The following is a 23,962-nucleotide window of genomic DNA, read 5'->3' as shown; positions in this document are numbered from 1 at the left end:
TCGCCATCCGCGAAGGCGGCCGCACCGTCGGCGCCGGCGTCGTCTCCAAGATCATCGAGTAATCGCAAAAGGCCGGGCGGGCCATGCGCCCGCCCATCAGCCTGAAGGGCTAGAAACATGCAAAGTCAGAATATCCGCATTCGGCTGAAGGCCTTCGACTACCGCGTTCTGGATGCCAGCACGCAGGAGATCGTGAACACGGCCAAACGGACCGGCGCCCAGGTGCGTGGGCCCATTCCGCTGCCGAACAAGATCGAGAAGTTTACCGTTCTTCGGGGTCCCCATGTCGACAAGAAGTCGCGTGACCAGTGGGAAATCCGGACGCACAAGCGTCTTCTCGACATCGTCGACCCGACGCCGCAGACCGTGGACGCGCTGATGAAGCTCGACCTCGCTGCCGGTGTCGACGTCGAGATCAAGGTTTAAGGGGGCACGGACAGATGCGCTCTGGAGTGATCGCAAAGAAGCTGGGCATGACCCGGCTGTTCATGGAGGATGGCCGCCAGGTGCCCGTGACCGTTCTGCAGCTTGACGGCTGCCAGGTCGTGGCCCAGCGGACCGTTGAGAAAGACGGCTATACCGCCGTGCAACTTGGGGCGGGTGCTGCCAAGGCCAAGCGGGTGACGGCGCCGATGCGCGGGCACTTCGCGAAGTCGAGCGTCGCACCCAAGCGCAAGCTGGCCGAGTTCCGCGTTGCGCCCGAGAACATGATCGAGATCGGTGCTGAAATCACCGCCGATCATTATCTCGAGGGCCAGTTCGTGGACATCTCGGGCACCTCGATCGGTAAAGGCTTTGCCGGTGCGATGAAGCGGCACAACTTTGGCGGCCTGCGTGCCAGCCACGGTGTTTCGATCAGCCACCGCTCGCACGGCTCGACCGGTCAGTGCCAGGATCCGGGCCGCGTGTTCAAGGGCAAGAAAATGGCCGGTCACATGGGTGCTGCCCGCGTGACCACGCAGAACCTGCAGGTCGTCAAGACCGATGCCGATCGCGGACTGATCATGGTCAAGGGCGCCGTGCCCGGGGCCAAGGGCGGCTGGGTGACGATCAAGGATGCGGTCAAGAAAGCCGCGCCCGACAACCTCGTCCTGCCTGCCGCGGTGAAGACCGCTGCAACCGAGGCCGCATCTGCCGAAGCGCCGGCAGAAGGGGGTGAAGAATGAAACTTGACGTGATCAAGCTGGATGGCGCCAAGGCAGGCACCGTCGATCTCGGCGACGAGATCTTCGGGCTGGAGCCGCGCGCCGACATCCTGCACCGCGTGGTCCGCTGGCAGCGCAACAAGGCGCAGGCCGGCACCCACAAGGTCAAGACCCGGTCCGAGACCAGCTACTCGACCAAGAAGATCTATCGCCAGAAGGGCACCGGGGGCGCACGCCACGGGGACCGGAACGCGCCGATCTTCCGCAAGGGTGGTGTTTACAAGGGCCCGACACCGCGCAGCCATGCCCACGACTTGCCGAAGAAATTCCGCAAGCTGGGGCTGCGGCACGCGCTGAGTGCCAAGGCACGCGCCGGTGAACTGGTGGTGCTGGAGGCAGCCGAGCTGGCCGAGGCCAAGACCGCGGCGCTTGCCAAGTCGGTCAAGAACCTGGGCTGGAAACGGGTGCTGATCATCGACGGGGCAGAGGTGAACGAAAACTTTGCCCGTGCTGCGCGCAACATCGAAGGGATCGATGTGCTGCCGTCGATGGGCGCCAATGTCTATGACATCCTAAAGCGCGATACGCTCGTGCTGACCAAGGCGGGTGTCGAAGCTCTGGAGGCTCGACTGAAATGAGCGCGAAGCCGGAACATTACGACGTGATCCGCAAGCCGGTTATCACCGAAAAGGCGACCATGGCTTCCGAGGCCAATGCCGTTGTCTTCGAGGTGGCGATGGCGGCCAACAAGCCACAGATCAAGGAGGCCGTCGAAAGCCTCTTTGGTGTCAAGGTCAAGGCGGTCAACACGACGATCACCAAGGGCAAGACCAAGCGTTTCCGCGGGATGCTGGGGCGGCGCAAGGACGTCAAGAAAGCCTACGTCACCCTCGAAGAGGGCAACACGATCGACGTGACTACAGGGCTCTGACGCGCTTGGGGCATGTGTGACGGAATTGGGCCCCCGCCCTGGCGGGGGCCTTTTGCGTTCGGGGCAGGCATCGGTGTGCGTTCGTCGCTTTGGGTGTGGACCGCGCACACCTATTCTGTTACGAGGCGCCACACGTTCAGGGCCCCGGATTCGTTCGGGGCCTTGAGGTCTTTATCCGGGGACCTTCGGGGCCCTTTCACGAACAGACGGGCAGGCAACCGCCCGCAAAGCTACGGAAGACAGAAAGCATGGCACTCAAGTCGTACAAGCCGACGACGCCGGGCCAGCGCGGGCTGGTGCTGATCGACCGTTCGGAGCTTTGGAAAGGTCGCCCTGTCAAATCCCTTACCGAGGGTTTGACCAAGAAGGGCGGTCGGAACAATACCGGACGTATCACGGCGCGTCGCCGTGGGGGTGGGGCAAAGCGGCTCTATCGCATCGTCGATTTCAAGCGGAACAAGTTCGATATCGCGGCGACCGTTGTTCGCATCGAATACGACCCCAACCGCACGGCCTTTATCGCGCTGATCCAGTACGAGGATGGCGAGCAGGCCTATATCCTCGCGCCCCAGCGCCTGGGCGTTGGCGATAAGGTGATCTCCTCGGCCAAGGCCGACGTGAAGCCGGGCAACGCGATGGCCTTCACCGGAATGCCGATCGGGACGATCGTCCACAACATCGAGCTCAAGCCTGGCAAGGGCGGCCAGCTCGCGCGCGCCGCGGGCACCTATGCCCAGTTCGTTGGCCGCGACGGTGGTTATGCGCAGATTCGCCTGTCGTCGGGCGAATTGCGGATGGTGCGCCAGGAGTGCATGGCGACCGTTGGTGCCGTGTCGAACCCCGACAACAGCAACCAGAACCTCGGCAAGGCCGGACGCGTGCGTCACATGGGCAAGCGGCCCAGTGTCCGCGGCGTCGTGATGAACCCGATCGACCACCCGCATGGCGGGGGCGAGGGCCGGACTTCGGGTGGCCGCCACCCCGTCACGCCCTGGGGCAAGCCCACCAAGGGCGCCCGCACCCGCAAGAACAAGGCGACGGACAAGTTCATCATCCGCTCCCGTCACGCGCGCAAGAAGGGTCGCTAAACCATGGCACGTTCTGTTTGGAAGGGCCCTTTTGTCGACTCTTACGTCCTCAAGAAGGCCGAAAAGTCCCGCGAGTCGGGCCGCAACGAGGTCATCAAGATCTGGTCGCGCCGCTCCACCATCCTGCCCCAGTTCGTGGGCCTCACCTTTGGCGTCTATAACGGGCACAAGCATATCCCCGTGAACGTCACCGAGGACATGATCGGCCAGAAGTTCGGCGAATACTCGCCGACGCGGACCTATTACGGTCACGCGGCCGATAAAAAAGCGAAGAAGAGGTAAGCGTCATGGGCAAGGAAAAGAACCCCCGCCGCGTGGCCGAGAACGAAGCGATGGCAAAGGCCCGCATGCTTCGCACTTCGCCTCAGAAGCTGAACCTGGTGGCTGCGATGATCCGCGGCAAGAAGGTCGATCGTGCGCTGGCCGATCTGACGTTCTCGAAAAAGCGGATCGCCGAGGATGTAAAGAAATGTCTTCAATCCGCGATCGCCAATGCCGAGAACAACCATAACCTGGACGTGGATGAGTTGATCGTCGCCGAGGCCTATGTCGGCAAGAACATGACGCTCAAACGCGGCAAGCCGCGGGCCCGTGGCCGGTTCGGCAAGATCGTCAAGCCGTTCTCGGAACTCACCATCAAGGTCCGCCAGGTCGAGGAGCAAGCCTAATGGGTCACAAGGTCAATCCGATTGGCATGCGCCTTCAGGTGAACCGCACCTGGGACAGCCGCTGGTATGCCAATACCAAGGAATACGGCGATCTTTTGCTGGAAGATCTTCGTATGCGCGCGTTCATCAAGGACGAGTGCAAGCAGGCCGGCGTAAGCCGCGTCATCATCGAGCGCCCGCACAAGAAGTGCCGGGTCACGGTACACACGGCGCGTCCGGGCGTGATCATCGGTAAGAAAGGCGCCGATATCGAGGTGCTGCGCAAGAAACTGGCCGCGATGACGGACAGCGAGCTGCACCTCAACATCGTCGAGGTCCGCAAGCCCGAACTGGATGCGCAACTGGTGGCCGAATCGATCGCCCAGCAGCTTGAGCGCCGGGTTAGTTTCCGTCGCGCGATGAAGCGGTCGGTGCAGAACGCCATGCGGATGGGTGCCCTCGGCATCCGGGTCAACGTCGCGGGCCGCCTTGGCGGTGCCGAGATCGCCCGGACCGAATGGTACCGCGAAGGCCGGGTGCCGCTGCACACGTTGCGTGCCGATATCGACTATGCCCATGCCGAGGCGTCCACGCCCTACGGCATCATCGGGATCAAGGTCTGGATCTTCAAAGGCGAAATCATGGAGCACGATCCGGGTGCGCGTGACCGCCGCCAGGCTGAGCTCCAGGAAGGTGGCGGCGGGCCGTCCCGTCCGCGCCGCGACCGCTGAGGAGTTTGAGAGATGCTGCAACCAAAGCGCACGAAATTCCGCAAGATGCACAAGGGCCGTATTCACGGCCAGGCAAAGGGCGGGTTCGACCTCAACTTCGGGACCTATGGCCTGAAGGCCACGCAACCCGAACGGATCACCGCTCGCCAGATCGAGGCGGCGCGCCGTGCCATGACGCGTCACATGAAACGCCAGGGCCGGGTCTGGATTCGTATCTTCCCCGATACCCCGGTGTCGTCCAAGCCGACCGAGGTGCGGATGGGTAAAGGTAAGGGCTCTGTCGATTTCTGGGCGGCGAAGGTCAAACCTGGCCGCGTCATGTTCGAGATCGACGGCGTGTCCGATGCCGTTGCGACCGAGGCCCTGCGCCTTGCCGCGATGAAGTTGCCGATCAAGACCCGCATCGTGAAGCGCGAGGACTGGTAACGGTCGGCGGGTAGAGACCCGCCCGCAAGATCGGCCCCCGCCGCAGCCGTGGCGGGGGCCTTTACGTTAAGGGTGGGCCCCGGACAGATGAGGGGTTGCTTTACGGGGGCGGTCGGCGTATTGGGACCGCTCATCCATGACCTCCACCGGAATCAGGGTGACCCCCGCTTCGGCCAAGGGGCCCTCCGGTGATGTTGAAAGGAAGGAAAAGGCGATGAACGCCCAGGAACTGCGTGACAAGACGCCCGACGAGCTGCGCGAGCAGCTTGCGAGCCTCAAGAAAGAGTCGTTCAACCTGCGTTTCCAGCAGGCGACCGGCGCATTGGAAAGCACGGCGCGGATGCGCAAGATTCGCCGCGACACCGCGCGCGTGCTGACCATCATGAATGAAAAAGCCCGCGCGGCGGCGGAATAAGGGAGCCTGAGACAGATGCCCAAACGTATCCTGCAAGGCACCGTGACTTCGAACCAGAACGCCCAGACCGTGACGGTTCAGGTCGAGCGCCGCTTCAAGCACCCTGTGCTGCAAAAGACAATTCGTAAGTCCAAGAAATACCGGGCTCACGACGAGAACAACCAGTATCAGGTTGGGGACATAGTGCGCATTCAGGAATGCGCGCCGAAGTCCAAGACGAAACGCTGGGAGGTGATCGCTCAGGGCTGAGCGACACCTTTCGGTTTGAGCGAAACCCTGGGACATAGTTCCCAAAGGTCGGGAGAAACCACATGATCCAGATGCAGACCAATCTGGATGTCGCTGACAACTCCGGCGCGCGCCGGGTTCAGTGCATCAAGGTCCTGGGTGGTTCCAAGCGTAAATACGCCTCCGTCGGCGACATCATCGTCGTCTCGGTGAAGGAAGCCATCCCGCGCGGCCGCGTGAAGAAAGGCGACGTGCGCAAGGCCGTCGTCGTGCGCACCGCCAAGGAAGTGCGCCGCGAGGACGGCACCGCGATCCGTTTCGATCGCAACGCCGCCGTGATTCTCAACAACAACAACGAGCCCGTCGGCACCCGTATTTTCGGCCCGGTGGTCCGCGAGTTGCGCGCGAAAAACTTCATGAAGATCATCTCGCTCGCCCCGGAGGTGCTGTAAGATGGCCGCTAAACTCAAAACCGGTGACAAGGTTGTCGTGCTGGCCGGCAAGGACAAGGGCCGCGAAGGCGTGATCCAGTCCGTCGATCCCAAGGCCGGCAAGGCCGTGGTGGAAGGCATCAATATTTCCATCCGTCACACCAAGCAGTCCCAGAACAGCCAAGGTGGCCGTCTGCCCAAGGCGATGCCGATGGATCTCAGCAATCTTGCCATCGTCGACCCCAAAGAGGGCGGACCGACCCGCGTCGGGTTCCGTGTCGAGGATGGCAAGAAGGTACGCTACGCCAAGAAATCGGGGGAAGTGATCGATGCTTGATACGGCCAACTACACCCCGCGTCTCAAGACGCTGTTCCGCGAGACCATCAAGCCGGCGCTCAAGGAAGAGTTCGCATACACCAACGACATGCAGATCCCGCGCCTGGACAAGATCGTCCTGAATATCGGCTGCGGTGCCGAGGCGGTGCGCGACTCGAAAAAGGCCAAGTCGGCGCAGGGCGACCTGACGCTGATCGCGGGTCAGCAAGCCGTGATCACCAAGGCCAAGAAATCCATCGCCGGTTTCCGCGTTCGCGAGGAAATGCCGCTGGGGGCCAAGGTGACCCTGCGTGGCGACCGCATGTATGAATTCCTTGACCGGCTGATCACCATCGCGATGCCCCGTATCCGCGACTTCCGTGGCGTGCCGGGCAAGTCCTTTGATGGTCGGGGCAACTATGCCCTGGGTATCAAGGAACACATTGTCTTCCCGGAAATCGAGTACGACAAGGTCGACGAGGTCTGGGGCATGGATATCGTCATTGCCACCACCGCGAAAACCGACGCGGAAGCGAAGGCGCTGTTGAAGCATTTCAACATGCCGTTCAACAGCTGATCGCGGGAGGAGAAAGATTTATGGCTAAGAAATCGATGGTCGAACGCGAAAAGAAGCGTCAGCGCCTGGTCGAGAAATACGCCGCAAAGCGTGCCGCGCTGAAAGTGATCGCGAATAACGAGGATCTTCCGATGGAAGAGCGGTTCAAGGCCCGGCTCAAGCTGGCCAAGCTGCCGCGCAATTCCTCGGCTACCCGGCTGCATAACCGCTGCCAGCTCACCGGGCGTCCGCACGCCTATTACCGTAAACTCAAGGTTTCGCGGATCATGCTGCGCGATCTGGCCTCGGATGGCCAGATGCCCGGCATGGTCAAGTCGAGCTGGTAAGGAGGGGAAAACATGTCTGTGAACGATCCTCTCGGCGATCTGCTGACGCGCATCCGCAACGCGCAGATGCGCCGCAAGTCGACCGTGCGTACCCCCGCCTCCAAGCTGCGGGCCTGGGTTCTGGATGTGCTGGCCGACGAAGGCTACATCCGCGGTTATGAAAAGGTCGATGGTCCGAATGGCCTGCCCGAACTTGAGGTAAGCCTCAAGTATTACGAGGGCCAGCCGGTGATCCGCGAACTCAAGCGCGTATCCAAACCCGGCCGCCGCGTCTACATGAGCGTCAAGGACATCCCGCAGGTTCGCCAGGGCCTGGGCGTGTCCATCGTGTCGACGTCGCGTGGCGTGATGTCGGATGCCGCTGCGCGGTCGGCGAATGTCGGCGGCGAAGTGCTCTGCACCGTGTTCTAAGGAGGAAGGCAATGTCTCGTATTGGCAAACGACCGGTCGAGCTGCCGTCGGGTGTTTCGGCATCCGTCTCCGGCCAGACCGTCGAAGTAAAGGGCCCCAAGGGCGCCCGTTGCTTCACCGCAACCGATGACGTCACCCTCGCGGTCGAGGATAACGCCGTCACCATCACCCCCCGCGGCAGTTCCAAGCGGGCCCGCCAGCAATGGGGCATGTCGCGCACCATGGTCGCCAACCTCGTGCAGGGTGTGACCGAGGGTTTCAAGAAAGAGCTTGAAATCCAGGGTGTCGGCTATCGTGCCCAGATCCAGGGCAACACGCTGAAACTCAACCTCGGCTATAGCCACGAGGTGAATTTCGACGTGCCGCAGGGCGTCACCGTCACCTGCCCCAAGCAGACCGAGATCGTGGTGGAAGGCATCGACCAGCAACAGGTCGGCCAGGTTGCCGCGAATATCCGCGAGTGGCGCGGCCCCGAGCCCTACAAGGGCAAGGGCATCCGCTACAAGGGCGAGTTCATCTTCCGTAAGGAAGGCAAGAAGAAGTAAGGGCGCGACAGATGGCAAACAGCAAAAGACAACTGTTCCTCAAGCGCCGCCTGCGCGTTCGGAACAAGCTTCGCAAGATGAATGCAGGGCGCGTGCGCCTGAGCGTGCATCGCAGCAACAAGAACATCAGCGTGCAGCTGATCGACGATGTTCAGGGCAAGACGCTCGCCGCCGCCTCTTCGCTGGAAAAGGCGCTGGGTGTGGTCGGCAAGAACAATGTCGAGGCCGCCGCCAAGGTGGGCGCGGCGATCGCCGAGCGCGCCAAACAGGCGGGCGTGGAGGAATGCTACTTCGATCGTGGCGGTTTCCTCTATCATGGCAAGGTCAAGGCGCTTGCCGATGCTGCCCGTGAGGGCGGCCTGAAGTTCTGAGGAGACGAGAGATGGCAAGAGAAGACAATCGCCGGGACCGCCGCGATCGCGACGAAACCCCGGAATTCGCCGATCGTCTCGTGGCGATCAACCGCGTGTCCAAGACGGTGAAGGGCGGTAAACGCTTCGGCTTTGCGGCGCTTGTGGTCGTGGGCGATCAGAAAGGCCGCGTCGGCTTTGGCAAGGGCAAGGCGAAAGAGGTGCCCGAGGCGATCCGCAAGGCCACCGAGCAGGCCAAGCGCAATCTGATGCGCGTTCCGCTGCGCGAGGGTCGCACCCTGCACCATGATATCGAGGGCCGTCATGGTGCGGGCCGCGTGGTGATGCGCACCGCCCCGCAGGGTACCGGCATCATCGCGGGTGGCCCGATGCGCGCCGTGTTCGAGATGCTGGGCATCCAGGACGTTGTGGCAAAATCCATCGGGTCGCAGAACCCCTATAACATGATCCGTGCCACGCTCGACGGTCTTGCCCGCGAAAGCTCGCCCCGCCAGGTGGCGCAGCGCCGCGGCAAGAAGGTTGCCGATATCCTGAAAAAGGATGAAGCGCCCGCCGTCGAAGCGGTAGAAGCGTGAGGAAGGGAACCATGGCCAAAACCATCGTCGTCAAGCAGATCGGTTCTCCGATCCGCCGCCCCGCCGTTCAGCGCCAGACGCTGATCGGCCTGGGTCTGAACAAGATGCACAAGACGCGCGAACTGGAAGATACCCCCAGCGTGCGCGGCATGGTCGCCAAGATCCCGCATCTCGTCGAGATCGTCGAAGAGCGCGGCTGAGCGCGCGGTGGGCCCGTCCCGCCCGACAGGCATCGCATGAGCGCCCCGGTCGCACGGCCGGGGCGTTTCCATTTGCGCTCTGGCTTAGCGGCCGCGCCGCTGTCCGGCGCAAGGGGCAGTCGGATTGCAAGGGACAGGATCAACCCGGCGTCGGGCCCGCCGGGCGCATGGCGCGCACCACTGACGAAAGACGCGCCAAGGAAAAAGATGCGCCAAAGAAACCGCCGCAATCTCGAATCGGGTGTATACAAGCCGGTTGGGATGGTGCCGCAGGGGAGGATTGAACTCCCGACCTCACCCTTACCAAGGGTGCGCTCTACCACTGAGCTACTGCGGCTTGCGGAGCGCTGATTAGACCTTATCGGGGAGGGACGCAAGCGCTATCTGGACGGTTTTTTCGCACTGCGCTAGAGAAGGTCCATGACAATGAAATCCCCCAGCAAAGGCACCGGCAAGGCGCAGGAGGCGCGCGAAGAGCGGCTGAAGAAGGCGCTCAAGGCGAATCTCGCGCGGCGCAAGGCACAGGCGCGTGCGCGCAAGGGGCAGGATGAACGGAACGGGCAGGGGTGATGGACCAGATCAGGATCACGGGCGGGCGGCCGCTGCACGGCGAGATACCCATCGCGGGGGCCAAGAATGCCTGCTTGGCGCTGATGCCCGCGACATTGTTGACCGATCAGCCGCTGACACTGACCAACGCGCCGCGCCTGTCGGATATCCGCACGATGACGGCGCTGTTGCAATCGCTGGGGGCCGAGGTTTCGGGGCTGCACCGGGGCAAGGTTCTGGCCTTGTCGTCGCATGACCTGGGCGGTCATCGGGCCGATTACGAGATCGTGCGCAAGATGCGAGCATCGATCCTGGTGCTCGGCCCGCTTCTGGCGCGTCACGGCATGGCCGAGGTGTCCCTGCCCGGCGGATGCGCGATTGGTGCGCGCCCGGTCGATCTGCATCTCAGGGCGCTCGAGGCGATGGGGGCTGAACTTGACCTGCGCGATGGCTATGTGCATGCCCGCGCGCCCGGCGGTCTGAAAGGGGCGGTGGTCGACTTTCCGCTGGTCTCGGTCGGTGCGACCGAGAACGCGTTGATGGCGGCCACGCTGGCCAAGGGCACGACCGTTCTCAAAAACGCCGCGCGCGAACCCGAGATCGTCGATCTTGCGCGCTGTCTGCGGGCCATGGGGGCCCAGATCGAGGGCGAGGGAACCGACACGATCACCATAGAGGGGGTGACGGCCTTGGGCGGGGCGACGCACCGCGTTGTGCCCGACCGGATCGAACTGGGGACCTACATGCTGGCGCCCGCGATCACCGGGGGCGAGGTGACCTGCCTTGGCGGTTCGCTGGATCTGGTCGCAGCCTTTGCCGAAAAGCTGGACGCGGCCGGCATTTCCGTTGAGGAAACCGAAAAGGGGCTCAAGGTCGCGCGCCGCAATGGCCGGGTGAACGCGGTGGATGTCGCCACCGCCCCCTTTCCAGGCTTTCCCACCGATTTGCAGGCACAGGTCATGGCGCTGTTATGCACGGCCGACGGGGTCAGTGTTCTGGAAGAGACGATTTTCGAAAACCGGTTCATGCACGCGCCGGAACTGGTGCGGATGGGGGCCCGGATAGATGTGTCGGGCGGCACGGCCAAGGTGACCGGGGTTTCGCGATTGAAAGGGGCACCGGTCATGGCGACCGATCTGCGCGCCTCGGTTTCTCTGATTCTGGCGGCGCTGGCCGCCGAGGGCGAGACGATCGTCAGCCGCGTCTATCACCTTGACCGGGGTTACGAGAAGGTCGAACAGAAACTCGGCGCCTGCGGGGCCGATATCGAACGGGTCAGCGGACTATGAGCGACGCACGGTTCGAGGATGGGGCAGAGCGGCCGCTGCGCCTGATGGCGGTCACCCAGGAGGATTTGCAGGTTCTGTCGGCGCTGGTGCAAGATGCTGTTCTGTCGGCATCCGACATGCGCTGGGACAGGGGACGGCGACGCTTTGCCCTCCTGCTGAACCGTTTCCGCTGGGAAGACTGCCCTGCGGCCGAGAGATTGGGCCGCCCTTATGAGCGCGTGCGTTCGGTGCTGACGGTTGAGGATGTGCAAAAGGTGGCAAGCCAGGGCTTTGACCGCGACGATGCCGACCAGGTCCTGTCAGTGTTGTCGGTTGCGTTCGAACCGGGCGCCGAGGGCAGCGGCCGGGTCGTTGTGACCCTTGCCGGCGACGGTGCGCTGGCCTTTGATGTCGAATGCCTTGAGATCGGCCTGCACGACGTCACCCGCCCTTATGCCGCCCCCTCGGGCAAGGTGCCTCGCCACCCCTGAGGGGTCGTTGCTTTGGGGTGTTCACCCGGCGCCATATTGCCGTTAGACAAGGCGCGGAAAGCCTCTGAGGAGCAAATATGCCGGTATTCCTGGACAGCACCGCCGCCGATTTCGAGGCCGCGTTCGACGCGCTTTTGACTGCAAAGCGCGAAGATAGCCCCGACGTGGACGACACCGTGGCCGCGATCATCGCAGATGTGCGCGCGCGCGGCGATGCGGCCGTGATCGAGTTGACCGAGAAATTCGATCGCCTGTCGCTGACGCCCGAAACGCTGGCATTCAGCCCCGACGAGATCGAGGCCGAATGTGCCAGGGTTCCGGCGGCTGAACGTGATGCACTGGAACAGGCCGCCGAACGTATCCGTGCCTACCATGTCCGCCAGCGCCCAGAGGATGCGCGCTGGACCGATCCCGATGGCGTGACGCTGGGCTGGCGCTGGACGCCGGTTTCGGCGGCGGGGCTTTACGTGCCCGGTGGCCTTGCCTCTTATCCTTCTTCGGTTCTGATGAACGCGATCCCCGCCCAGGTGGCCGGGGTCGAGCGCCTTGTGATCTGCGCGCCCACCCCGGAGGGCAAGTCGAACCCGTTGGTTCTGCTGGCGGCGAAACTGTCGGGGGTGGACACCGTTTACCGCATTGGCGGGGCACAGGCGATCGCGGCGCTGGCCCATGGCACCGAAACGATCCGGCCGGTGGACAAGATCACCGGCCCCGGAAATGCCTTTGTGGCGGCCGCCAAGCGGCGGGTCTTTGGCAAGGTGGGTATCGACATGATCGCCGGCCCCTCAGAGATCCTGGTGATCGCGGACCGCGATAACGATCCCGACTGGGTGGCGGTGGACCTGCTGTCCCAGGCAGAACATGACGAAAGCGCCCAGTCGATCCTGATCACCGACGATGCCGCCTTTGGGCAATCCGTCGCGGCAGCGGTGGAAAAGCGGCTGCAAACGCTGGAACGCCGCGTCATCGCGGGGGCAAGTTGGCGCGATTTCGGGGCGATCATCACGGTGCGCGACCTCGACGAGGCGGCAGAACTGTCGAACCGCATCGCCCCCGAACACCTTGAACTTTGCGTGGCCGATGCCGATGCTCTGGCTGCGCGGATCACCCATGCCGGTGCAATCTTTCTGGGTCAATGGACGCCAGAGGCGATCGGCGATTATGTCGGCGGGCCGAACCACGTTCTGCCTACGGCACGCTCTGCGCGCTTTTCGTCCGGGCTTAGCGTGCTCGATTTTCTCAAGCGCACGACACTGGCGCGCATGACCCCCGGCGCGTTGCGCGCCATCGGCCCGGCGGCTGAAACGTTGGCCAGGTCCGAAAGCCTGGAGGCCCACGGCCTGTCCGTGCGCCTGAGGCTCGACAAGCTGAACGAGGGCTGAACGATGAGCACCGCACGCCTGTGCCATGTGGAACTGGACGATTCCAACCTGCCCCCACCGACCCCCGAGATCGAGCAAGAGCGCAAGGTCGCGCTTTTCGACCTTATGGAAGACAATTCCTTTGCCCTGCCGGGGCGCGTTGACAGGCCGGTTCCGGCGGGTCCGTATCGCCTGACGCTATCGATCCGCGAGCGCCGGCTGGTCTTTGACGTGCGCACCGAGTCGGGCGAGGCGGCGGCAGAGTTCCACCTGTCGCTGTCGCCCTTCCGCCAGGCGGTCAAGGATTACTGGCAGATCTGCGAAAGCTATTTCGACGCCGTCAAACGCCTGCCGCCCAGCCAGATCGAGGCCATCGACATGGCGCGGCGCGGTATTCATAACGAGGGCGCGCGGTTGTTGCAGGAACGCCTGGAAGGAAAGGCCGAGCTTGACATCGACACTGCGCGTCGGCTGTTCACCCTGGTTTGCGTCCTGCATTTCGGGGGCTGAATTGGCCGGGCCGCTCCCTTCGTCGGTTCTGTTCTGCTGCGATCACAACTCGGTGCGTTCTCCGATGGCCGAGGGCATCATGAAAAAGTTCTATGGCCAGGATATTTTCGTGCAATCTGTCGGGGTTCATGGCGACCGAGAGATTGACGGATTTTCCATCGCCGTCTGTGGCGAGATCGGGGTAGAGATCGAACGTCACCGCGCGCGATCCTTTGACGAGATGGAGGAATGGGGGGACGACCTGTCGGGGTTCGATCTGATCATCGCCATGTCCCCCGCCAGCCTGCGTCGCGCGCAAGAGTTGACACGCTATTACCACCTCGACGTGGAATACTGGCCCGTTCTGGACCCGACCGGTCTGGGCGAGACGCGCGCGGACAAGCTGTCCGCCTATCGCCAGACCCGTGATCAGATCGTCGGGCGGCTGGTCGAACGGTTCGGTCCGCCGCATCTGGTCGGCGATGTCAAGTGACTGTCAGCCCGTGACACGGGGCATGGGCGCGCTTGTTTTCGACGGGCTTTGCCGGCCTGGCCATCGCACCGATAACGGTCGCGACAGGCGGGCCCTTCCACTCAGCCCCTGAGCATTCGGAATACCGTGGACGCGCCCCAGCCCGCCCCGACCGCGATGGCCAGTGCCAATAGCCCGTAGGCCACGGGGTTGTCATGGGCAAGGTTGAACACCCATCGTTCCAGGCCGACCTTGCGCACGCCTATGGTGGTCTCGTAAGCGTCGATCACCGCGCCTTCGCGGGTCAGGAAGATACGGGTTCGGTAATCGCCCTCTGTCAGATTTGCCGGCAGCGCGATAGAGGTGCGAAAGAGTGTCTGCTCGGTCAAAGACACCGCGCCGGGCAGAATCTGGTACAGACCTTGCTTTTGCCGGATGCGAACCAGCGCCTCGGTAAAGGTCTCTGCCTCGGGGGCCTCGTCGGCCGTGCCCACCGCGCGGATCGCGCGAGGTATGGACACCTTGTGGCGCAGATCCTCGGTATCGGACAGTGCCTGCGTCAGTGGCGCGGTGGTGGCCACCGCGTAAAAGCTGGGGGCGGCATCGATGGTTACCGCCTCGGAATTCACCCAGATGCCCAGCCGTCGCGCCTTGCGCCAGACGGTCACCGGGACAGACGGGCCCGCCACCGTGACAACCACGTTCAGTCCGCCCTCGGCAGGAAGTGGCGCTGTCCGTTTGACTGCACCGAAGATAAGGATCTCGGAGCCCGCGAAATTCGTCGTGATCGAGACGCGGGCCTGGCTGAGCCCGGCAACGACTTGCTCTGCCCGCGCGGGCATGGCGAGGGCAAGGCACAACAGGAGCGCGCGCCACAGCATCATCGCCCTCCGCCCAAGGTGAACAGTTCGCGCGGTTGCAGCAACAGGTCGAGCGCCAGCTTGCCACAGACCAGCAGCACGAGGATCGCGAGAAGGATGCGCAACTGCTCTGCCTTCATCCGATGCCCCAGCCCGGTGCCGATCTGCGCGCCCAGAACGCCCCCGATCAGCAGTACCAGCGCCAGAACCATGTCGACCGTCTGGTTGGTGACGGCATGCAGAAGGGTGGTAAAGGCCGTGACGAAGGTGATCTGGAAAAGGGATGTGCCCACAACCACCTTGGTCGGCATCCCCAGGATATAGATCATCGCGGGCAGCATGATGAACCCGCCCCCCACACCCATGATCGCCGCCAGCACACCCACGGCCGCACCCACAAGCAGGGGCGGGATCACCGAGAGGTAAAGGCCCGAGGCGCGGAACTTCATCTTCAAGGGTAGTGCGTCGATCCAGCCCCTTTGCCGCCGCTTGGGGACAGTGCTGCCGCCGCGATGCGCGCGGTGGATGGCGCGCAGGCTTTCGACGAACATCAGCGCGCCGATGATGCCAAGGAACACGACGTAGCACAGGGTAACCATCAGGTCGACCTGCCCGATCTCGCGCAGGGCGTTGAATACCGCCACACCGCCTACCGAACCTGCCAGCCCTCCGGCCAACAGCACGCCGCCCATCTTGAAATCGACAGTCTTGCGTCTGAGATGGGCCAAAACGCCCGAGACTGACGAGGCCACGATCTGGTTGGCCTGCGTGGCCACCGCCACCGCTGGCGGAATGCCGATGAAGAACAGTAGCGGCGTCAGCAGGAACCCGCCCCCCACGCCGAACATCCCCGAAAGGATACCGACCAGCCCACCCAGCCCCAGCAGCAGGAAGGCATTCACGGAAACCTCGGCGATGGGCAGGTAGATGTGCATGTCCGGTCCCTAGGCGAGCTGCCCCCCTTCTGGCAAGCATCCCGGTGATCTATCTTTCCTTGACATAGGGCTCGCCGCCCGCACGGGGAGGGATGGCGCGTCCGACGAATCCCGCCAGGATCACCACGGTCAGGATATAGGGTAGGGCGTCCATTGCCTGAACCGGAACCGTCACGCGGCCCAATTCGAGGCTCTGATAGCGCAGCGCCACCGCCTGCAAGAGCCCGAACAGCATGGTCGCCATCAACGCATGCCACGGCCGCCACTTGGCAAAGATCAGCGCGGCCAGCGCGATATAGCCGCGCCCCGCCGTCATGTCCTTGGAAAAGCCCGCCTGCAGCGCCGTGGCCAGATACGCCCCGGCGATCCCGCACAAGACCCCGCAGATCAGAACGGCCGCATAGCGGGTGCGGATCACCGAAACACCCGCGGTATCCAGCGCCTCGGGGCTTTCGCCGACTGCGCGCAGGCGCAGGCCGAAACGGGTGCGGAACAGAACCCACCAGGTCACCGGCACCATCGCGAAGGCGAAATAGACCGGGATCGTGTGGCCCGAGATCAGGTCGTGATAGATCGGCCCGAAAACCGGCACCGCGCGCAGGGTCTCGGCCAGGGGCAGGGTGATCGCCTCGAACCGCGCACCGCCCATCAGCGAGGGGGTGCGCCCGCCCTGCTGGAACCAGTCCTGCGCGATGACCACGGTCAGGCCGGCGGCCAGGAAGTTGATCGCCACGCCGGAAATCAGCTGGTTGCCCCGGAAGGTGATCGAGGCCAGCCCGTGGATCAGCGCCATCAGCAGCGCAGCAAGGATGCCTGCCCCCAGCCCCAGCCAGACCGATCCGGTGACCGCCGCCACCGCCGCAGACAGGAAGGCCGCGGCCAGCATCTTGCCCTCCAGCCCGATATCGAAGATGCCCGCGCGTTCGGAATAAAGCCCGGCCAGACAGGCCAGCAGCAGCGGCGTGGCCAGCCGCACGGTGGAGTCGAGCACTTGCAGAAGCGTCGCCAGATCCATCACCCGCGCCCCCTGCCAATTGCCATGAAGGCCCGTTCCAGCGGCGCGCGCACCATGTTGTCCAGCGCGCCGGTGAACAGGATCACCAGGGCCTGGATAACCACGATCATCTCGCGCGGGATCGAGGTCCACAGCGCCAGTTCGGCGCCGCCCTGGTAGAGGAACCCGAACAAGAGCGCCGCCAGCAGCACCCCGAACGGGTGGTTGCGCCCCATCAGCGCCACCGCGATCCCGATAAATCCCGCCCCCTCGACCGCGTTCAGCACCAGCCGCTCGGCCTCGCCCATCACGTTGTTGACTGCCATCATGCCCGCCAGCGCGCCAGAGACCAGCATCGCCAGCATCACGATCCGTACCGGCCGGATGCCGGCATAGACCGCGGCCGGTGCGGACTGGCCCAGCGCCCGGATCTCATAGCCCAGCCGCGTGCGCCAGATCAGCAGCCAGACCAGCACGCAGGCGGCCAGCGCGATCAGCAGGGTGACATTGGCCGGCGCCGCCTTGGAAAAATTGATGCCGATGGGCGCCAGCACTTCATGCAGCGTGGGCAGGTTGGTGCCCTCGGGAAACTTCGCCGTCGCCGGGTCCATCGAGCCCATGGGCCGCATCACGTTGACCAGCATGTAATTCAGCAGCGCGCCGGCGATGAAGTTGAACATGATCGTGGTGATCACGATATGGCTGCCCCGTGTGGCCTGCAGCCAGGCCGGGATCGCCGCCCAGGCCGCCCCGAACAGCGCCGAGGCGATCACCGCCGCAGGCAGGGCCAGCCCCCAGTGCGGCCAGGGCAGCGCCAGGCAGATCAGCGCCACGCCCAGCCCGCCCAGCGTGGCCTGCCCCTCGCCGCCGATATTGAACAGCCGCGCGTGAAAGGCCACGGCCACGGCCAGCCCGGTGAAGATGAAATTGGTGGCATAATAGAGCGTGTAGCCCCAGCCATAGGTCGACCCCAGCGCGCCCGTCACCATCAGCCTGACCGCGTTCACCGGATCCTCGCCGATGGCCACGATCACCAGCGCCGACAGCGCGAAGGCAAGGATCAGGCTGATCAGCGGGATCAGCAGCACATCGGCCCATTTCGGCATTCGCTCCATCGCCTACGCCGCCTCCGTCCGCATGCCGGCCATCATCAGGCCCAGTTCCTTTTCATCCGTCTGGTCCGCCGGGCGTTCGCCCATGATGCGCCCGTCGAACATCACCGCGATTCGGTCTGACAGCGACAGGATTTCTTCCAACTCGACGCTGACCAGGATGACCGCGGCGCCCGCATCGCGCAGGTCCAGGATGCGCTGGTGGATGAATTCGATCGCGCCGATATCCACCCCGCGCGTGGGCTGGCCGACCAGCAGCAGGTCGGGGGTGCGCTCGATCTCGCGCGCGAGGACGATCTTTTGCTGGTTGCCGCCGGAAAAGCTGCGCGCCGCCAGGTCGGGATTGGGCGGGCGCACGTCGAACCGCGCCATCTTGGCGGCGGCCTCGGCCCGGATGGCCGCATTGTCCATCAGCAGGGCGTTTGCCTGCCAGGCCGGGTCGTGGTGATAGCCGAAGATCGTGTTTTCCCAGGCGTGGAATTCCATGATCAGCCCTTCGCGCTGGCGGTCCTCGGGCACATGGGCGATGCCCGCCGCGCGCCGCGCCTGCCCGTCGGCGGCCCGCCCGGTCAGGGCGATGTCCTGCCCGTTCATCCGCAGCCTGCCGGTCGCGGCGCGCATGCCCCCCAGAACCTCCAGCAGATGCGACTGCCCGTTCCCGGCCACGCCCGCGATGCCGAGGATCTCACCGGCCCGCACCGTAAGCGAGACGTTCTTCAGCCGCTCCACCCCGTCCGCGTCGGTGAGGCAGATATTGTCGGCCTCCAGCACGGTGCGCCCCGGCTTGGCCGGGGATTTGTCCAGCCGCAACAGAACCTTGCGGCCCACCATCATCTCTGCCAGCGCCTCGGGCGTGGTGTCCGCGGTTCTGACTGTCGCGGTCATCTCGCCCCGACGCATGACGCTGACCGTGTCGGTCGCGGCCATGATCTCGCGCAGCTTGTGGGTGATCAGGAGGATCGTCTTGCCCTCGGATTTCAGGTTTTCGAGGATGCGGAACAGGTGGTCGGCCTCGGCGGGCGTCAGCACGCCGGTGGGTTCGTCCAGGATCAGGATACCGGCCTGCCGATACAGCGCCTTCAGGATCTCGACCCGCTGCTTCATCCCGACGCCCAGATCCTCGATCCTGGCGTCCGGGTCGACGTTCAGTTCGTATTCCTCGGCCAGCTTCCTGAGGATGCCGCGCGCCTTGGCCAGCGAGGGTTTCAGCAGCCGACCCTCCTCGACACCCAGGATGACGTTTTCCAGAACCGTGAAATTCTCCACCAGTTTGAAATGCTGGAACACCATGCCGATGCCCGCGCGGATCGCGTCGTGGCTGTCGTGGATTTCCGTCCGCTGGCCGGAGATGAAGATCTCGCCCGCATCGGCCTTGTAGAACCCGTAAAGGATCGACATCAGCGTGGATTTGCCCGCGCCGTTCTCGCCGATGATGCCGTGGATCGTGCCGGGCATCACGCGCAGCGAAATGTCCCGGTTCGCCTGAACCGGGCCGAACGCCTTGGAAATGCCCCGCAACTCGATGACGGGGGCGGCCGCGTCGGACCGCCCCTTGCCCCTGTCAGGCCCGGCCATGGCCGCCTACTGTACGGGGCAGGTGTTGTCGGACATGTAGTCGTGAACCACCAGCGCGCCCGAGATGATCTGCGCCTTGGCCGCATCGACCGCGGCGATCATCTCTTCGGTGACGAGGTCTTCGTTATACGCGTCCAGCGCATAGTCGATCCCGTTCTCGGCCAGCCCCAGAACCTGCACGCCGGGCGCCAGATCCGCGCCTTCTGTGAAGGCGTCATAGACCGCCACATCCACCCGTTTCAGCATGGAGGTCAGCATGTGCCCCGGATGCAGGTAGTTCTGGTTGCTGTCCACGCCGATGCCCAGGATTCCCTCATCCGCGGCGGCCTGCAGAACGCCCAGGCCGGTGGACCCGGCCGCGGCATAGATCACGTCCGCCCCCTGGCCGATCTGCGCGCGGGCCAGCTCGCTGCCCTTCACCGGGTCGGCCCAGGCCGCCGGCGTGGTGCCGGTCATGTTCTGGATCACGGTGGCGTCCGCGTTCACCGCCTTGACGCCCTGCGCATATCCGCAGGCGAACTTGCGGATCAGCGGGATGTCCATGCCGCCGACGAACCCGACCGTGCCGGTATCCGAGGCCATGGCCGCCATCATGCCGACCAGGTAGCTGCCCTCGTGTTCGGAAAACACGACCGAGCGCACATTGGGCTGATCGACCACCGCGTCGATGATGACGAAGCGGGTGTCGGGGTAATCGGGTGCGACCTCTTCCAGCACCGAGCCGAAGGCAAAGCCTGTCATCGCGATCGGGTTCATCCCGGCCTCGGCAAAGCGGCGCAGGGCCTGTTCGCGCTGGGCCTCGGACTGCATCTCGATCTCGCGATAGTCTTCGCCGGTCTCGTTGGCCCAGCGTTGCCCGCCATTATGAGCCGCCTCGTTGAAGGACTTGTCGAACTTGCCGCCAAGATCAAAAACCAACGCCGGCTCTGCGGTCGCGCCAATCGTGCCGAGCGCCAGCGCCGATACGGCGCCCGTAAGCGTTTTCACCAAGGTCATCAGGCTCTTCTCCCCGTGGGTGCTGCGGGTTTCGGGGGCATCGCGCCAATTGACTGTCTTCGCCCCCCTAATCCTTGGATTAAGGCCGCGCCCCCTTCCGAGCGTCAACAGGTTTCTCAGCCCCCGAGTTCAAGGCGCAAGACGCTTGTGGAGCACCAGCGCATCACTTCGGACACCGTCGGCAGAGCCATAATATCCTGGACGCCGACCGGCCTCGCGATAGCCTGCGCCGGCATATAGGGCGCGTGCCGCAATGTTGTCGGCGGCAACCTCCAGAAAGGCGGTCCCGGCCGAGCGGGCGCGCGCCTCCGCCTCGAATGCGGCAAGCCGCGCACGGCCCAGCCCCCGGCGCCGGGCCGCGGGTGCGACGGCGAGGGTCAACAGCTCTGCCTCGTCCGCGACTGCGCGGCCCAGTGCAAAGGCCGTGGAATCGCCGCAAAGATAGACGCCGGGCAGGCCCATCAGCGCGGCGAATTCCGCTGCCCCCCAGGGCCGTGGCGTAACAAAACACGCCGCGTGCAGCGCGGCCAGCGCATCGGGCGTCACGGCAGGATCACCGGCGGCGGATCAGAAGGCGGCGCGGCATCAGCCGGCCGCAGGTAAAGTGGCGCCGGACGCGGCTGCGCTTCGCCCAGGCGTGCGGCGGCCACGCGCGCGATGCGTGGCGCGATGTCGTCGATGCCGCGCGGCAGCGCCGGCAGGCCCAGACCCGCCCCCAGTATGCCGGCCTGCGCGCCGATCACCCGCGTGCCGGGCGCCAGCGTGAGTTCCGCGACGGCCTCGGGCGCAATCTGTATCGGCGCCGATACGTCCCGGCCATGCACCATCGCCTGAAGGTAAACGCTGCCGCGCGGTGCCGACAGGCTGACAAGGACCGGACCTTCCTCGCCCTCCGCCAGCGCCTCGAAGCTCGAAACCCCGATTGCGGGCACGCCAAGCCCCAGCGCCAGCCCGCGCGCCAGGGCCACCGAAATCCGGATGCCTGTGAAATTGCCAGGACCCACGCCGACACCCACCGCGTCCAGCCCCCGCCAGTCGGTTCCGCCCTCTTCCAGCAAATCCTCCAGCAGCGGCACGATCTGCTCTGCCTGGCCGCGCCCCATCTCGACGCGCCGGCTGACCAGGATACGGCCGCCCCGCAACAGGGCGGCCGCGCAATGCGCGGCCGATGTGTCAAAGGCCAGCAGGGTCGGGTTGCCCATGGATCACTCGGCCACGGGGCGAACCTCGATCACCTCGGGAATGTAGTGGCGCAGCAAGTTCTCGATCCCCATCTTCAGCGTCAGTGTCGAGGACGGACAGCCTGCGCAGGCGCCTTGCATGTGCAGGTAAACCACGCCGCGGTCAAAGCCGTGAAACGTGATGTCACCGCCATCCTGGGCTACCGCAGGGCGCACCCTGGTATCGAGCAACTGCTTGATCTGAGTAACGATCTCGGCGTCTGGACCATCATGTTCGGCATGTCCCGCCTGGGCCTCCGCGCCGGTGATAGCGGGTTGGCCGGACTGGAAATGTTCCATGATCGCCCCCAGGATCGCGGGCTTGATATGGTCCCATTCGACGGCGTCGATCTTGGTCACGGTCACGAAATCGGTCCCGAAAAAGACACCTCGCACCCCGTCTACCGCGAAGATGCGCCGGGCCAGGGGCGATGACCCGGCCGTGTCGGGCGCGGGGAAATCGGCAGTGCCCGCCTCCAGAACGGCCTGGCCGGGCAGGAATTTTAGCGTGGCAGGATTCGGCGTGGATTCGGTTTGGATAAACATGGATTTATTCCTTAGCTTTCCTGTCGGATATGCGCCCGCAAGCCGTGAATGTCAACCTTTGGAACGATTCCAACCTAGCAGACGGCCTCCAGCCCTTCCTTTGACAGGCTGCCCGGCACGACGGTCAGGGGCACCGGCAGGCTACCGGCTGTTTTCGACAATTGCGTCACCAGCGGCCCCGGCCCTTTCTTGTCAGCCCCCGCGCCAAGGACCAGGACACCGATATCGGGGTCATGGCGAATCTGGTCCAGGATCTCGGCAACCGCCTCGCCCTCGCGGATCACCAGTTCGGGGTCGATCCCCTGCCGGTCGCGCATCCACTTGGCAAAGACCTCGTAATGCGCCTCGATCCGCTCGCGCGCCTCTTCGCGCATCAGGTCGCCCACCCCGATCCAGTGGTTGAAATCCTCGGGTGGAATCACCGCGAGGATCTGCACGCCGCCACCGGTCTTGGCCGCGCGCATGGCGGCAAAGCGCATCGCGTTCAGGCATTCGCGGCTATCATCGAGAACGACAAGGAACTTGCGCATGGCTTTCTCCCTGGCTTGTCGGCAACCATGACCCAGCCGCTGCCCCGTGGCAACCACCCCCGCGCACCTGCCCGGTGCCATCGCGTCGCGGGGCTGTCGGACCACGGGTATTTTTACCAAGAAGAAGCAGCCCTGTCTTCTTCTTGGCCCAAATACCCATGTCCTTGCGCGGCCAGGCGTGCGCGGCCAGGCAGGGCATCAGGCGTTCGAATGGGCCCAGTCCCAGTAAAGTTCGCGTACCCGCGCGGTCATTTGACCGGGATGGTATTGCACCTCGTCGAAGGCCTTGACCGGGGTGACCTTCATCATGTTGCCCGAGAGGAAGACCTCGTCGGCGACGCGGAAATCATCGAAACTCAGAACCGTTTCGTGTACGGTTACGCCATCTGCGCGCAGGTTCTCGATGTGGCGCGCGCGTGTGATACCGGCCAGGAACGTGCCGTTGGCGATCGGGGTGAACACTTCGCCATCGCGCACCATGAAGACATTGGCCGTGGCGGTTTCGGCCACGTTGCCCATCATGTCGGCGACCAATGCATTGCCATAGCCCTTGGCCCGCGCCTCGGCCAGCATGCGGGCGTTATTGGGATAAAGGCAGCCCGCCTTGGCATTGACCACCGCGCAATCCAGAGTCGGGCGTCGGAAGCGGGTGGTGGTCAGAGTCGTGGCGCTGCCCGGTGCCGGCATCGGGATTTCTTCCAGCGAGATTGCAAAGCCGGTGGCGTCCGGCTTGGGCACGATGCCCAGGAAATCGCCTTCCAGGGCCCAGTACATCGGCCTTATGTAAACTGCGGCATCGGGGGCGTGGCGTTTCAGCCCGTCCAGGATGATGGAATACATATCCTCCGCCGGGACGGTGGGGGTGATCATCAATGCCTCGGCAGATCGGTTGACCCGTTCGCAATGGGCCATGAGATCGGGTGCGATGCCCTCGAAATAGCGCGCACCGTCAAAGACGGTGGTGCCCAGCCAACTGCCGTGATCGGCGGCGCGCATCACGGGGATATCCCCCCTGTGCCAGGCGCCGTCGAAATATGTCTGGATATTGATACCTGTGGCCATGGGTCAGTCTCCTCGCGGTCGGGCGCAGCCTAGTGGGGTGGCCGGGGGGCGTCCAGCCGGGAAAGCGGACGCCCCCGGCGGGGCCGCCGGGGGCGCTGTCGGGCTGGGCTGCCCGGCAATGGCCCCGGTGGCGGAACGG

Annotated in this window: 37 protein-coding genes and 1 tRNA gene; 26 read left to right on the top strand and 12 right to left on the bottom strand. The window is 64.4% G+C overall.

The window, feature by feature from the left end:
- The first annotated feature begins 117 nt into the window (after nucleotides 1-117).
- From rpsJ to rpmD, 20 genes are all read left to right on the top strand, one after another.
- Nucleotides 118-426, top strand: a complete 309-nt coding sequence (gene rpsJ / locus EV663_RS12920) for a 30S ribosomal protein S10 (protein WP_114964874.1) — start codon at nucleotides 118-120, stop codon at nucleotides 424-426.
- A 14-nt stretch (nucleotides 427-440) separates the two neighbouring features.
- A complete protein-coding gene (rplC, locus tag EV663_RS12915; protein WP_132952517.1) occupies nucleotides 441-1,166 on the top strand; it encodes a 50S ribosomal protein L3 in 726 nt (241 codons plus the stop codon).
- Nucleotides 1,163-1,783 carry a 50S ribosomal protein L4 gene (rplD, locus tag EV663_RS12910; RefSeq protein WP_132952515.1) on the top strand — a complete coding sequence of 207 codons (621 nt, stop codon included), beginning with the start codon at nucleotides 1,163-1,165 and terminating at the stop codon, nucleotides 1,781-1,783. Before rplC ends, rplD begins: the two co-directional genes overlap by 4 nt.
- On the top strand, nucleotides 1,780-2,076 hold the full coding sequence (locus EV663_RS12905; protein ID WP_132952513.1) for a 50S ribosomal protein L23: 297 nt from the start codon (nucleotides 1,780-1,782) through the stop codon (nucleotides 2,074-2,076). Before rplD ends, EV663_RS12905 begins: the two co-directional genes overlap by 4 nt.
- A gap of 248 nt (nucleotides 2,077-2,324) precedes the next feature.
- Nucleotides 2,325-3,164 (top strand): 50S ribosomal protein L2, encoded by an 840-nt coding sequence (gene rplB, locus EV663_RS12900; protein ID WP_132952511.1) that lies wholly within the window; start codon nucleotides 2,325-2,327, stop codon nucleotides 3,162-3,164.
- A gap of 3 nt (nucleotides 3,165-3,167) precedes the next feature.
- A complete protein-coding gene (rpsS, locus tag EV663_RS12895) occupies nucleotides 3,168-3,446 on the top strand; it encodes a 30S ribosomal protein S19 (protein ID WP_132952509.1) in 279 nt (92 codons plus the stop codon).
- 5 nt (nucleotides 3,447-3,451) lie between these two features.
- Nucleotides 3,452-3,832: a 50S ribosomal protein L22 gene (gene rplV, locus EV663_RS12890; RefSeq protein WP_132952507.1), complete on the top strand. Its 381-nt coding sequence runs from the start codon at nucleotides 3,452-3,454 to the stop codon at nucleotides 3,830-3,832.
- A complete protein-coding gene (rpsC, locus tag EV663_RS12885; protein ID WP_132952505.1) occupies nucleotides 3,832-4,542 on the top strand; it encodes a 30S ribosomal protein S3 in 711 nt (236 codons plus the stop codon). The genes rplV and rpsC overlap by 1 nt, the downstream gene beginning before the upstream one ends.
- 12 nt (nucleotides 4,543-4,554) lie before the next feature.
- The gene (rplP, locus tag EV663_RS12880; RefSeq protein WP_132952503.1) at nucleotides 4,555-4,968 is read left to right on the top strand and encodes a 50S ribosomal protein L16; all 414 of its coding nucleotides are present in this window, start codon (nucleotides 4,555-4,557) and stop codon (nucleotides 4,966-4,968) included.
- A gap of 214 nt (nucleotides 4,969-5,182) precedes the next feature.
- A complete protein-coding gene (rpmC, locus tag EV663_RS12875) occupies nucleotides 5,183-5,383 on the top strand; it encodes a 50S ribosomal protein L29 (RefSeq protein WP_132952501.1) in 201 nt (66 codons plus the stop codon).
- A 15-nt stretch (nucleotides 5,384-5,398) separates the two neighbouring features.
- Nucleotides 5,399-5,632: a 30S ribosomal protein S17 gene (rpsQ, locus tag EV663_RS12870; protein ID WP_132952499.1), complete on the top strand. Its 234-nt coding sequence runs from the start codon at nucleotides 5,399-5,401 to the stop codon at nucleotides 5,630-5,632.
- A 62-nt stretch (nucleotides 5,633-5,694) separates the two neighbouring features.
- Nucleotides 5,695-6,063, top strand: coding sequence for a 50S ribosomal protein L14 (gene rplN / locus EV663_RS12865; protein ID WP_005621870.1), 369 nt, complete (start codon nucleotides 5,695-5,697; stop codon nucleotides 6,061-6,063).
- A gap of 1 nt (nucleotide 6,064) precedes the next feature.
- Entirely contained in the window at nucleotides 6,065-6,379 is a 315-nt protein-coding gene (gene rplX / locus EV663_RS12860) for a 50S ribosomal protein L24 (protein WP_132952497.1), read from the top strand.
- A complete protein-coding gene (gene rplE / locus EV663_RS12855) occupies nucleotides 6,372-6,935 on the top strand; it encodes a 50S ribosomal protein L5 (protein WP_132952495.1) in 564 nt (187 codons plus the stop codon). Before rplX ends, rplE begins: the two co-directional genes overlap by 8 nt.
- 20 nt (nucleotides 6,936-6,955) lie before the next feature.
- Complete coding sequence (rpsN, locus tag EV663_RS12850; protein ID WP_132952493.1) at nucleotides 6,956-7,261, top strand: 30S ribosomal protein S14; 306 nt, start codon at nucleotides 6,956-6,958, stop codon at nucleotides 7,259-7,261.
- A gap of 12 nt (nucleotides 7,262-7,273) precedes the next feature.
- Nucleotides 7,274-7,672 carry a 30S ribosomal protein S8 gene (gene rpsH, locus EV663_RS12845; RefSeq protein ID WP_207904431.1) on the top strand — a complete coding sequence of 133 codons (399 nt, stop codon included), beginning with the start codon at nucleotides 7,274-7,276 and terminating at the stop codon, nucleotides 7,670-7,672.
- 11 nt (nucleotides 7,673-7,683) lie between these two features.
- Nucleotides 7,684-8,217 (top strand): 50S ribosomal protein L6, encoded by a 534-nt coding sequence (gene rplF / locus EV663_RS12840; RefSeq protein WP_132952491.1) that lies wholly within the window; start codon nucleotides 7,684-7,686, stop codon nucleotides 8,215-8,217.
- A gap of 11 nt (nucleotides 8,218-8,228) precedes the next feature.
- Complete coding sequence (gene rplR, locus EV663_RS12835; protein WP_132952489.1) at nucleotides 8,229-8,588, top strand: 50S ribosomal protein L18; 360 nt, start codon at nucleotides 8,229-8,231, stop codon at nucleotides 8,586-8,588.
- An 11-nt stretch (nucleotides 8,589-8,599) separates the two neighbouring features.
- On the top strand, nucleotides 8,600-9,163 hold the full coding sequence (gene rpsE, locus EV663_RS12830) for a 30S ribosomal protein S5 (RefSeq protein ID WP_132952487.1): 564 nt from the start codon (nucleotides 8,600-8,602) through the stop codon (nucleotides 9,161-9,163).
- An 11-nt stretch (nucleotides 9,164-9,174) separates the two neighbouring features.
- Complete coding sequence (rpmD, locus tag EV663_RS12825) at nucleotides 9,175-9,363, top strand: 50S ribosomal protein L30 (RefSeq protein WP_132952485.1); 189 nt, start codon at nucleotides 9,175-9,177, stop codon at nucleotides 9,361-9,363.
- Nucleotides 9,364-9,625: 262 nt separating this feature from the next.
- Here the strand turns inward: rpmD and EV663_RS12820 are convergent.
- A tRNA-Thr gene (locus EV663_RS12820) sits at nucleotides 9,626-9,700 on the bottom strand.
- An 83-nt stretch (nucleotides 9,701-9,783) separates the two neighbouring features.
- Between EV663_RS12820 and EV663_RS15650 the strand changes: the two genes are divergently transcribed.
- From EV663_RS15650 to EV663_RS12795, 6 genes are all read left to right on the top strand, one after another.
- Nucleotides 9,784-9,933, top strand: coding sequence for a hypothetical protein (locus tag EV663_RS15650; RefSeq protein ID WP_165910196.1), 150 nt, complete (start codon nucleotides 9,784-9,786; stop codon nucleotides 9,931-9,933).
- The gene (gene murA / locus EV663_RS12815; protein ID WP_132952483.1) at nucleotides 9,933-11,201 is read left to right on the top strand and encodes a UDP-N-acetylglucosamine 1-carboxyvinyltransferase; all 1,269 of its coding nucleotides are present in this window, start codon (nucleotides 9,933-9,935) and stop codon (nucleotides 11,199-11,201) included. Before EV663_RS15650 ends, murA begins: the two co-directional genes overlap by 1 nt.
- The gene (locus tag EV663_RS12810; RefSeq protein ID WP_132952481.1) at nucleotides 11,198-11,671 is read left to right on the top strand and encodes a DUF2948 family protein; all 474 of its coding nucleotides are present in this window, start codon (nucleotides 11,198-11,200) and stop codon (nucleotides 11,669-11,671) included. Before murA ends, EV663_RS12810 begins: the two co-directional genes overlap by 4 nt.
- Nucleotides 11,672-11,748: 77 nt before the next feature.
- Nucleotides 11,749-13,053 carry a histidinol dehydrogenase gene (gene hisD, locus EV663_RS12805; RefSeq protein WP_132952479.1) on the top strand — a complete coding sequence of 435 codons (1,305 nt, stop codon included), beginning with the start codon at nucleotides 11,749-11,751 and terminating at the stop codon, nucleotides 13,051-13,053.
- Between the two features lie 3 nt (nucleotides 13,054-13,056).
- Complete coding sequence (locus EV663_RS12800; RefSeq protein ID WP_132952477.1) at nucleotides 13,057-13,542, top strand: UPF0262 family protein; 486 nt, start codon at nucleotides 13,057-13,059, stop codon at nucleotides 13,540-13,542.
- 1 nt (nucleotide 13,543) lies between these two features.
- Complete coding sequence (locus tag EV663_RS12795; RefSeq protein ID WP_132952475.1) at nucleotides 13,544-14,014, top strand: arsenate-mycothiol transferase ArsC; 471 nt, start codon at nucleotides 13,544-13,546, stop codon at nucleotides 14,012-14,014.
- Between the two features lie 101 nt (nucleotides 14,015-14,115).
- On the opposite strand, the gene EV663_RS12790 is transcribed toward EV663_RS12795, so the two are convergent.
- The 11 genes from EV663_RS12790 to EV663_RS12740 form a co-directional block, all read right to left on the bottom strand.
- Nucleotides 14,116-14,877: a TIGR02186 family protein gene (locus EV663_RS12790; RefSeq protein WP_207904430.1), complete on the bottom strand. Its 762-nt coding sequence runs from the start codon at nucleotides 14,875-14,877 to the stop codon at nucleotides 14,116-14,118.
- Complete coding sequence (locus tag EV663_RS12785) at nucleotides 14,874-15,788, bottom strand: sulfite exporter TauE/SafE family protein (protein WP_132952473.1); 915 nt, start codon at nucleotides 15,786-15,788, stop codon at nucleotides 14,874-14,876. The genes EV663_RS12790 and EV663_RS12785 overlap by 4 nt, the downstream gene beginning before the upstream one ends.
- A gap of 49 nt (nucleotides 15,789-15,837) precedes the next feature.
- Complete coding sequence (locus EV663_RS12780; RefSeq protein WP_132952471.1) at nucleotides 15,838-16,803, bottom strand: ABC transporter permease; 966 nt, start codon at nucleotides 16,801-16,803, stop codon at nucleotides 15,838-15,840.
- Nucleotides 16,803-17,897 carry an ABC transporter permease gene (locus tag EV663_RS12775; protein ID WP_132952469.1) on the bottom strand — a complete coding sequence of 365 codons (1,095 nt, stop codon included), beginning with the start codon at nucleotides 17,895-17,897 and terminating at the stop codon, nucleotides 16,803-16,805. The genes EV663_RS12780 and EV663_RS12775 overlap by 1 nt, the downstream gene beginning before the upstream one ends.
- Before the next feature lie 3 nt (nucleotides 17,898-17,900).
- A complete protein-coding gene (locus tag EV663_RS12770) occupies nucleotides 17,901-19,469 on the bottom strand; it encodes an ABC transporter ATP-binding protein (RefSeq protein WP_132952467.1) in 1,569 nt (522 codons plus the stop codon).
- 6 nt (nucleotides 19,470-19,475) lie between these two features.
- A complete protein-coding gene (locus EV663_RS12765) occupies nucleotides 19,476-20,465 on the bottom strand; it encodes a BMP family lipoprotein (RefSeq protein ID WP_132952465.1) in 990 nt (329 codons plus the stop codon).
- Between the two features lie 129 nt (nucleotides 20,466-20,594).
- Complete coding sequence (locus EV663_RS12760; RefSeq protein ID WP_132952463.1) at nucleotides 20,595-21,011, bottom strand: GNAT family N-acetyltransferase; 417 nt, start codon at nucleotides 21,009-21,011, stop codon at nucleotides 20,595-20,597.
- Nucleotides 21,008-21,667, bottom strand: a complete 660-nt coding sequence (gene tsaB, locus EV663_RS12755; protein ID WP_132952461.1) for a tRNA (adenosine(37)-N6)-threonylcarbamoyltransferase complex dimerization subunit type 1 TsaB — start codon at nucleotides 21,665-21,667, stop codon at nucleotides 21,008-21,010. The genes EV663_RS12760 and tsaB overlap by 4 nt, the downstream gene beginning before the upstream one ends.
- A 3-nt stretch (nucleotides 21,668-21,670) precedes the next feature.
- Nucleotides 21,671-22,231 carry a NifU family protein gene (locus EV663_RS12750; RefSeq protein WP_132952459.1) on the bottom strand — a complete coding sequence of 187 codons (561 nt, stop codon included), beginning with the start codon at nucleotides 22,229-22,231 and terminating at the stop codon, nucleotides 21,671-21,673.
- Between the two features lie 74 nt (nucleotides 22,232-22,305).
- Entirely contained in the window at nucleotides 22,306-22,761 is a 456-nt protein-coding gene (locus tag EV663_RS12745) for a universal stress protein (protein ID WP_132952457.1), read from the bottom strand.
- Between the two features lie 198 nt (nucleotides 22,762-22,959).
- Nucleotides 22,960-23,823, bottom strand: a complete 864-nt coding sequence (locus EV663_RS12740) for a branched-chain amino acid aminotransferase (protein ID WP_132952456.1) — start codon at nucleotides 23,821-23,823, stop codon at nucleotides 22,960-22,962.
- Nucleotides 23,824-23,962: the final 139 nt, after the last annotated feature.

The organism is Rhodovulum bhavnagarense (assembly GCF_004343505.1).
GTDB classification, from domain to species: domain Bacteria; phylum Pseudomonadota; class Alphaproteobacteria; order Rhodobacterales; family Rhodobacteraceae; genus Rhodovulum; species Rhodovulum bhavnagarense.
This window is presented reverse-complemented; position numbering and strand designations above follow the sequence as displayed.

Excerpts from the sequence above, each read along its gene's own strand:
- rpsJ (WP_114964874.1), top strand. The coding sequence starts at position 118 with ATGCAAAGTCAGAATATCCGCATTCGGCTGAAGGCCTTCGACTACCGC.
- rplC (WP_132952517.1), top strand. The coding sequence starts at position 441 with ATGCGCTCTGGAGTGATCGCAAAGAAGCTGGGCATGACCCGGCTGTTC.
- rplD (WP_132952515.1), top strand. The coding sequence starts at position 1,163 with ATGAAACTTGACGTGATCAAGCTGGATGGCGCCAAGGCAGGCACCGTC.
- EV663_RS12905 (WP_132952513.1), top strand. The coding sequence starts at position 1,780 with ATGAGCGCGAAGCCGGAACATTACGACGTGATCCGCAAGCCGGTTATC.
- rplB (WP_132952511.1), top strand. The coding sequence starts at position 2,325 with ATGGCACTCAAGTCGTACAAGCCGACGACGCCGGGCCAGCGCGGGCTG.
- rpsS (WP_132952509.1), top strand. The coding sequence starts at position 3,168 with ATGGCACGTTCTGTTTGGAAGGGCCCTTTTGTCGACTCTTACGTCCTC.
- rplV (WP_132952507.1), top strand. The coding sequence starts at position 3,452 with ATGGGCAAGGAAAAGAACCCCCGCCGCGTGGCCGAGAACGAAGCGATG.
- rpsC (WP_132952505.1), top strand. The coding sequence starts at position 3,832 with ATGGGTCACAAGGTCAATCCGATTGGCATGCGCCTTCAGGTGAACCGC.
- rplP (WP_132952503.1), top strand. The coding sequence starts at position 4,555 with ATGCTGCAACCAAAGCGCACGAAATTCCGCAAGATGCACAAGGGCCGT.
- rpmC (WP_132952501.1), top strand. The coding sequence starts at position 5,183 with ATGAACGCCCAGGAACTGCGTGACAAGACGCCCGACGAGCTGCGCGAG.
- rpsQ (WP_132952499.1), top strand. The coding sequence starts at position 5,399 with ATGCCCAAACGTATCCTGCAAGGCACCGTGACTTCGAACCAGAACGCC.
- rplN (WP_005621870.1), top strand. The coding sequence starts at position 5,695 with ATGATCCAGATGCAGACCAATCTGGATGTCGCTGACAACTCCGGCGCG.
- rplX (WP_132952497.1), top strand. The coding sequence starts at position 6,065 with ATGGCCGCTAAACTCAAAACCGGTGACAAGGTTGTCGTGCTGGCCGGC.
- rplE (WP_132952495.1), top strand. The coding sequence starts at position 6,372 with ATGCTTGATACGGCCAACTACACCCCGCGTCTCAAGACGCTGTTCCGC.
- rpsN (WP_132952493.1), top strand. The coding sequence starts at position 6,956 with ATGGCTAAGAAATCGATGGTCGAACGCGAAAAGAAGCGTCAGCGCCTG.
- rpsH (WP_207904431.1), top strand. The coding sequence starts at position 7,274 with ATGTCTGTGAACGATCCTCTCGGCGATCTGCTGACGCGCATCCGCAAC.
- rplF (WP_132952491.1), top strand. The coding sequence starts at position 7,684 with ATGTCTCGTATTGGCAAACGACCGGTCGAGCTGCCGTCGGGTGTTTCG.
- rplR (WP_132952489.1), top strand. The coding sequence starts at position 8,229 with ATGGCAAACAGCAAAAGACAACTGTTCCTCAAGCGCCGCCTGCGCGTT.
- rpsE (WP_132952487.1), top strand. The coding sequence starts at position 8,600 with ATGGCAAGAGAAGACAATCGCCGGGACCGCCGCGATCGCGACGAAACC.
- rpmD (WP_132952485.1), top strand. The coding sequence starts at position 9,175 with ATGGCCAAAACCATCGTCGTCAAGCAGATCGGTTCTCCGATCCGCCGC.
- EV663_RS15650 (WP_165910196.1), top strand. The coding sequence starts at position 9,784 with ATGACAATGAAATCCCCCAGCAAAGGCACCGGCAAGGCGCAGGAGGCG.
- murA (WP_132952483.1), top strand. The coding sequence starts at position 9,933 with ATGGACCAGATCAGGATCACGGGCGGGCGGCCGCTGCACGGCGAGATA.
- EV663_RS12810 (WP_132952481.1), top strand. The coding sequence starts at position 11,198 with ATGAGCGACGCACGGTTCGAGGATGGGGCAGAGCGGCCGCTGCGCCTG.
- hisD (WP_132952479.1), top strand. The coding sequence starts at position 11,749 with ATGCCGGTATTCCTGGACAGCACCGCCGCCGATTTCGAGGCCGCGTTC.
- EV663_RS12800 (WP_132952477.1), top strand. The coding sequence starts at position 13,057 with ATGAGCACCGCACGCCTGTGCCATGTGGAACTGGACGATTCCAACCTG.
- EV663_RS12790 (WP_207904430.1), bottom strand. The coding sequence starts at position 14,877 with ATGATGCTGTGGCGCGCGCTCCTGTTGTGCCTTGCCCTCGCCATGCCC.
- EV663_RS12785 (WP_132952473.1), bottom strand. The coding sequence starts at position 15,788 with ATGCACATCTACCTGCCCATCGCCGAGGTTTCCGTGAATGCCTTCCTG.
- EV663_RS12780 (WP_132952471.1), bottom strand. The coding sequence starts at position 16,803 with ATGGATCTGGCGACGCTTCTGCAAGTGCTCGACTCCACCGTGCGGCTG.
- EV663_RS12775 (WP_132952469.1), bottom strand. The coding sequence starts at position 17,897 with ATGGAGCGAATGCCGAAATGGGCCGATGTGCTGCTGATCCCGCTGATC.
- EV663_RS12770 (WP_132952467.1), bottom strand. The coding sequence starts at position 19,469 with ATGGCCGGGCCTGACAGGGGCAAGGGGCGGTCCGACGCGGCCGCCCCC.
- EV663_RS12765 (WP_132952465.1), bottom strand. The coding sequence starts at position 20,465 with ATGACCTTGGTGAAAACGCTTACGGGCGCCGTATCGGCGCTGGCGCTC.
- tsaB (WP_132952461.1), bottom strand. The coding sequence starts at position 21,667 with ATGGGCAACCCGACCCTGCTGGCCTTTGACACATCGGCCGCGCATTGC.
- EV663_RS12750 (WP_132952459.1), bottom strand. The coding sequence starts at position 22,231 with ATGTTTATCCAAACCGAATCCACGCCGAATCCTGCCACGCTAAAATTC.
- EV663_RS12745 (WP_132952457.1), bottom strand. The coding sequence starts at position 22,761 with ATGCGCAAGTTCCTTGTCGTTCTCGATGATAGCCGCGAATGCCTGAAC.
- EV663_RS12740 (WP_132952456.1), bottom strand. The coding sequence starts at position 23,823 with ATGGCCACAGGTATCAATATCCAGACATATTTCGACGGCGCCTGGCAC.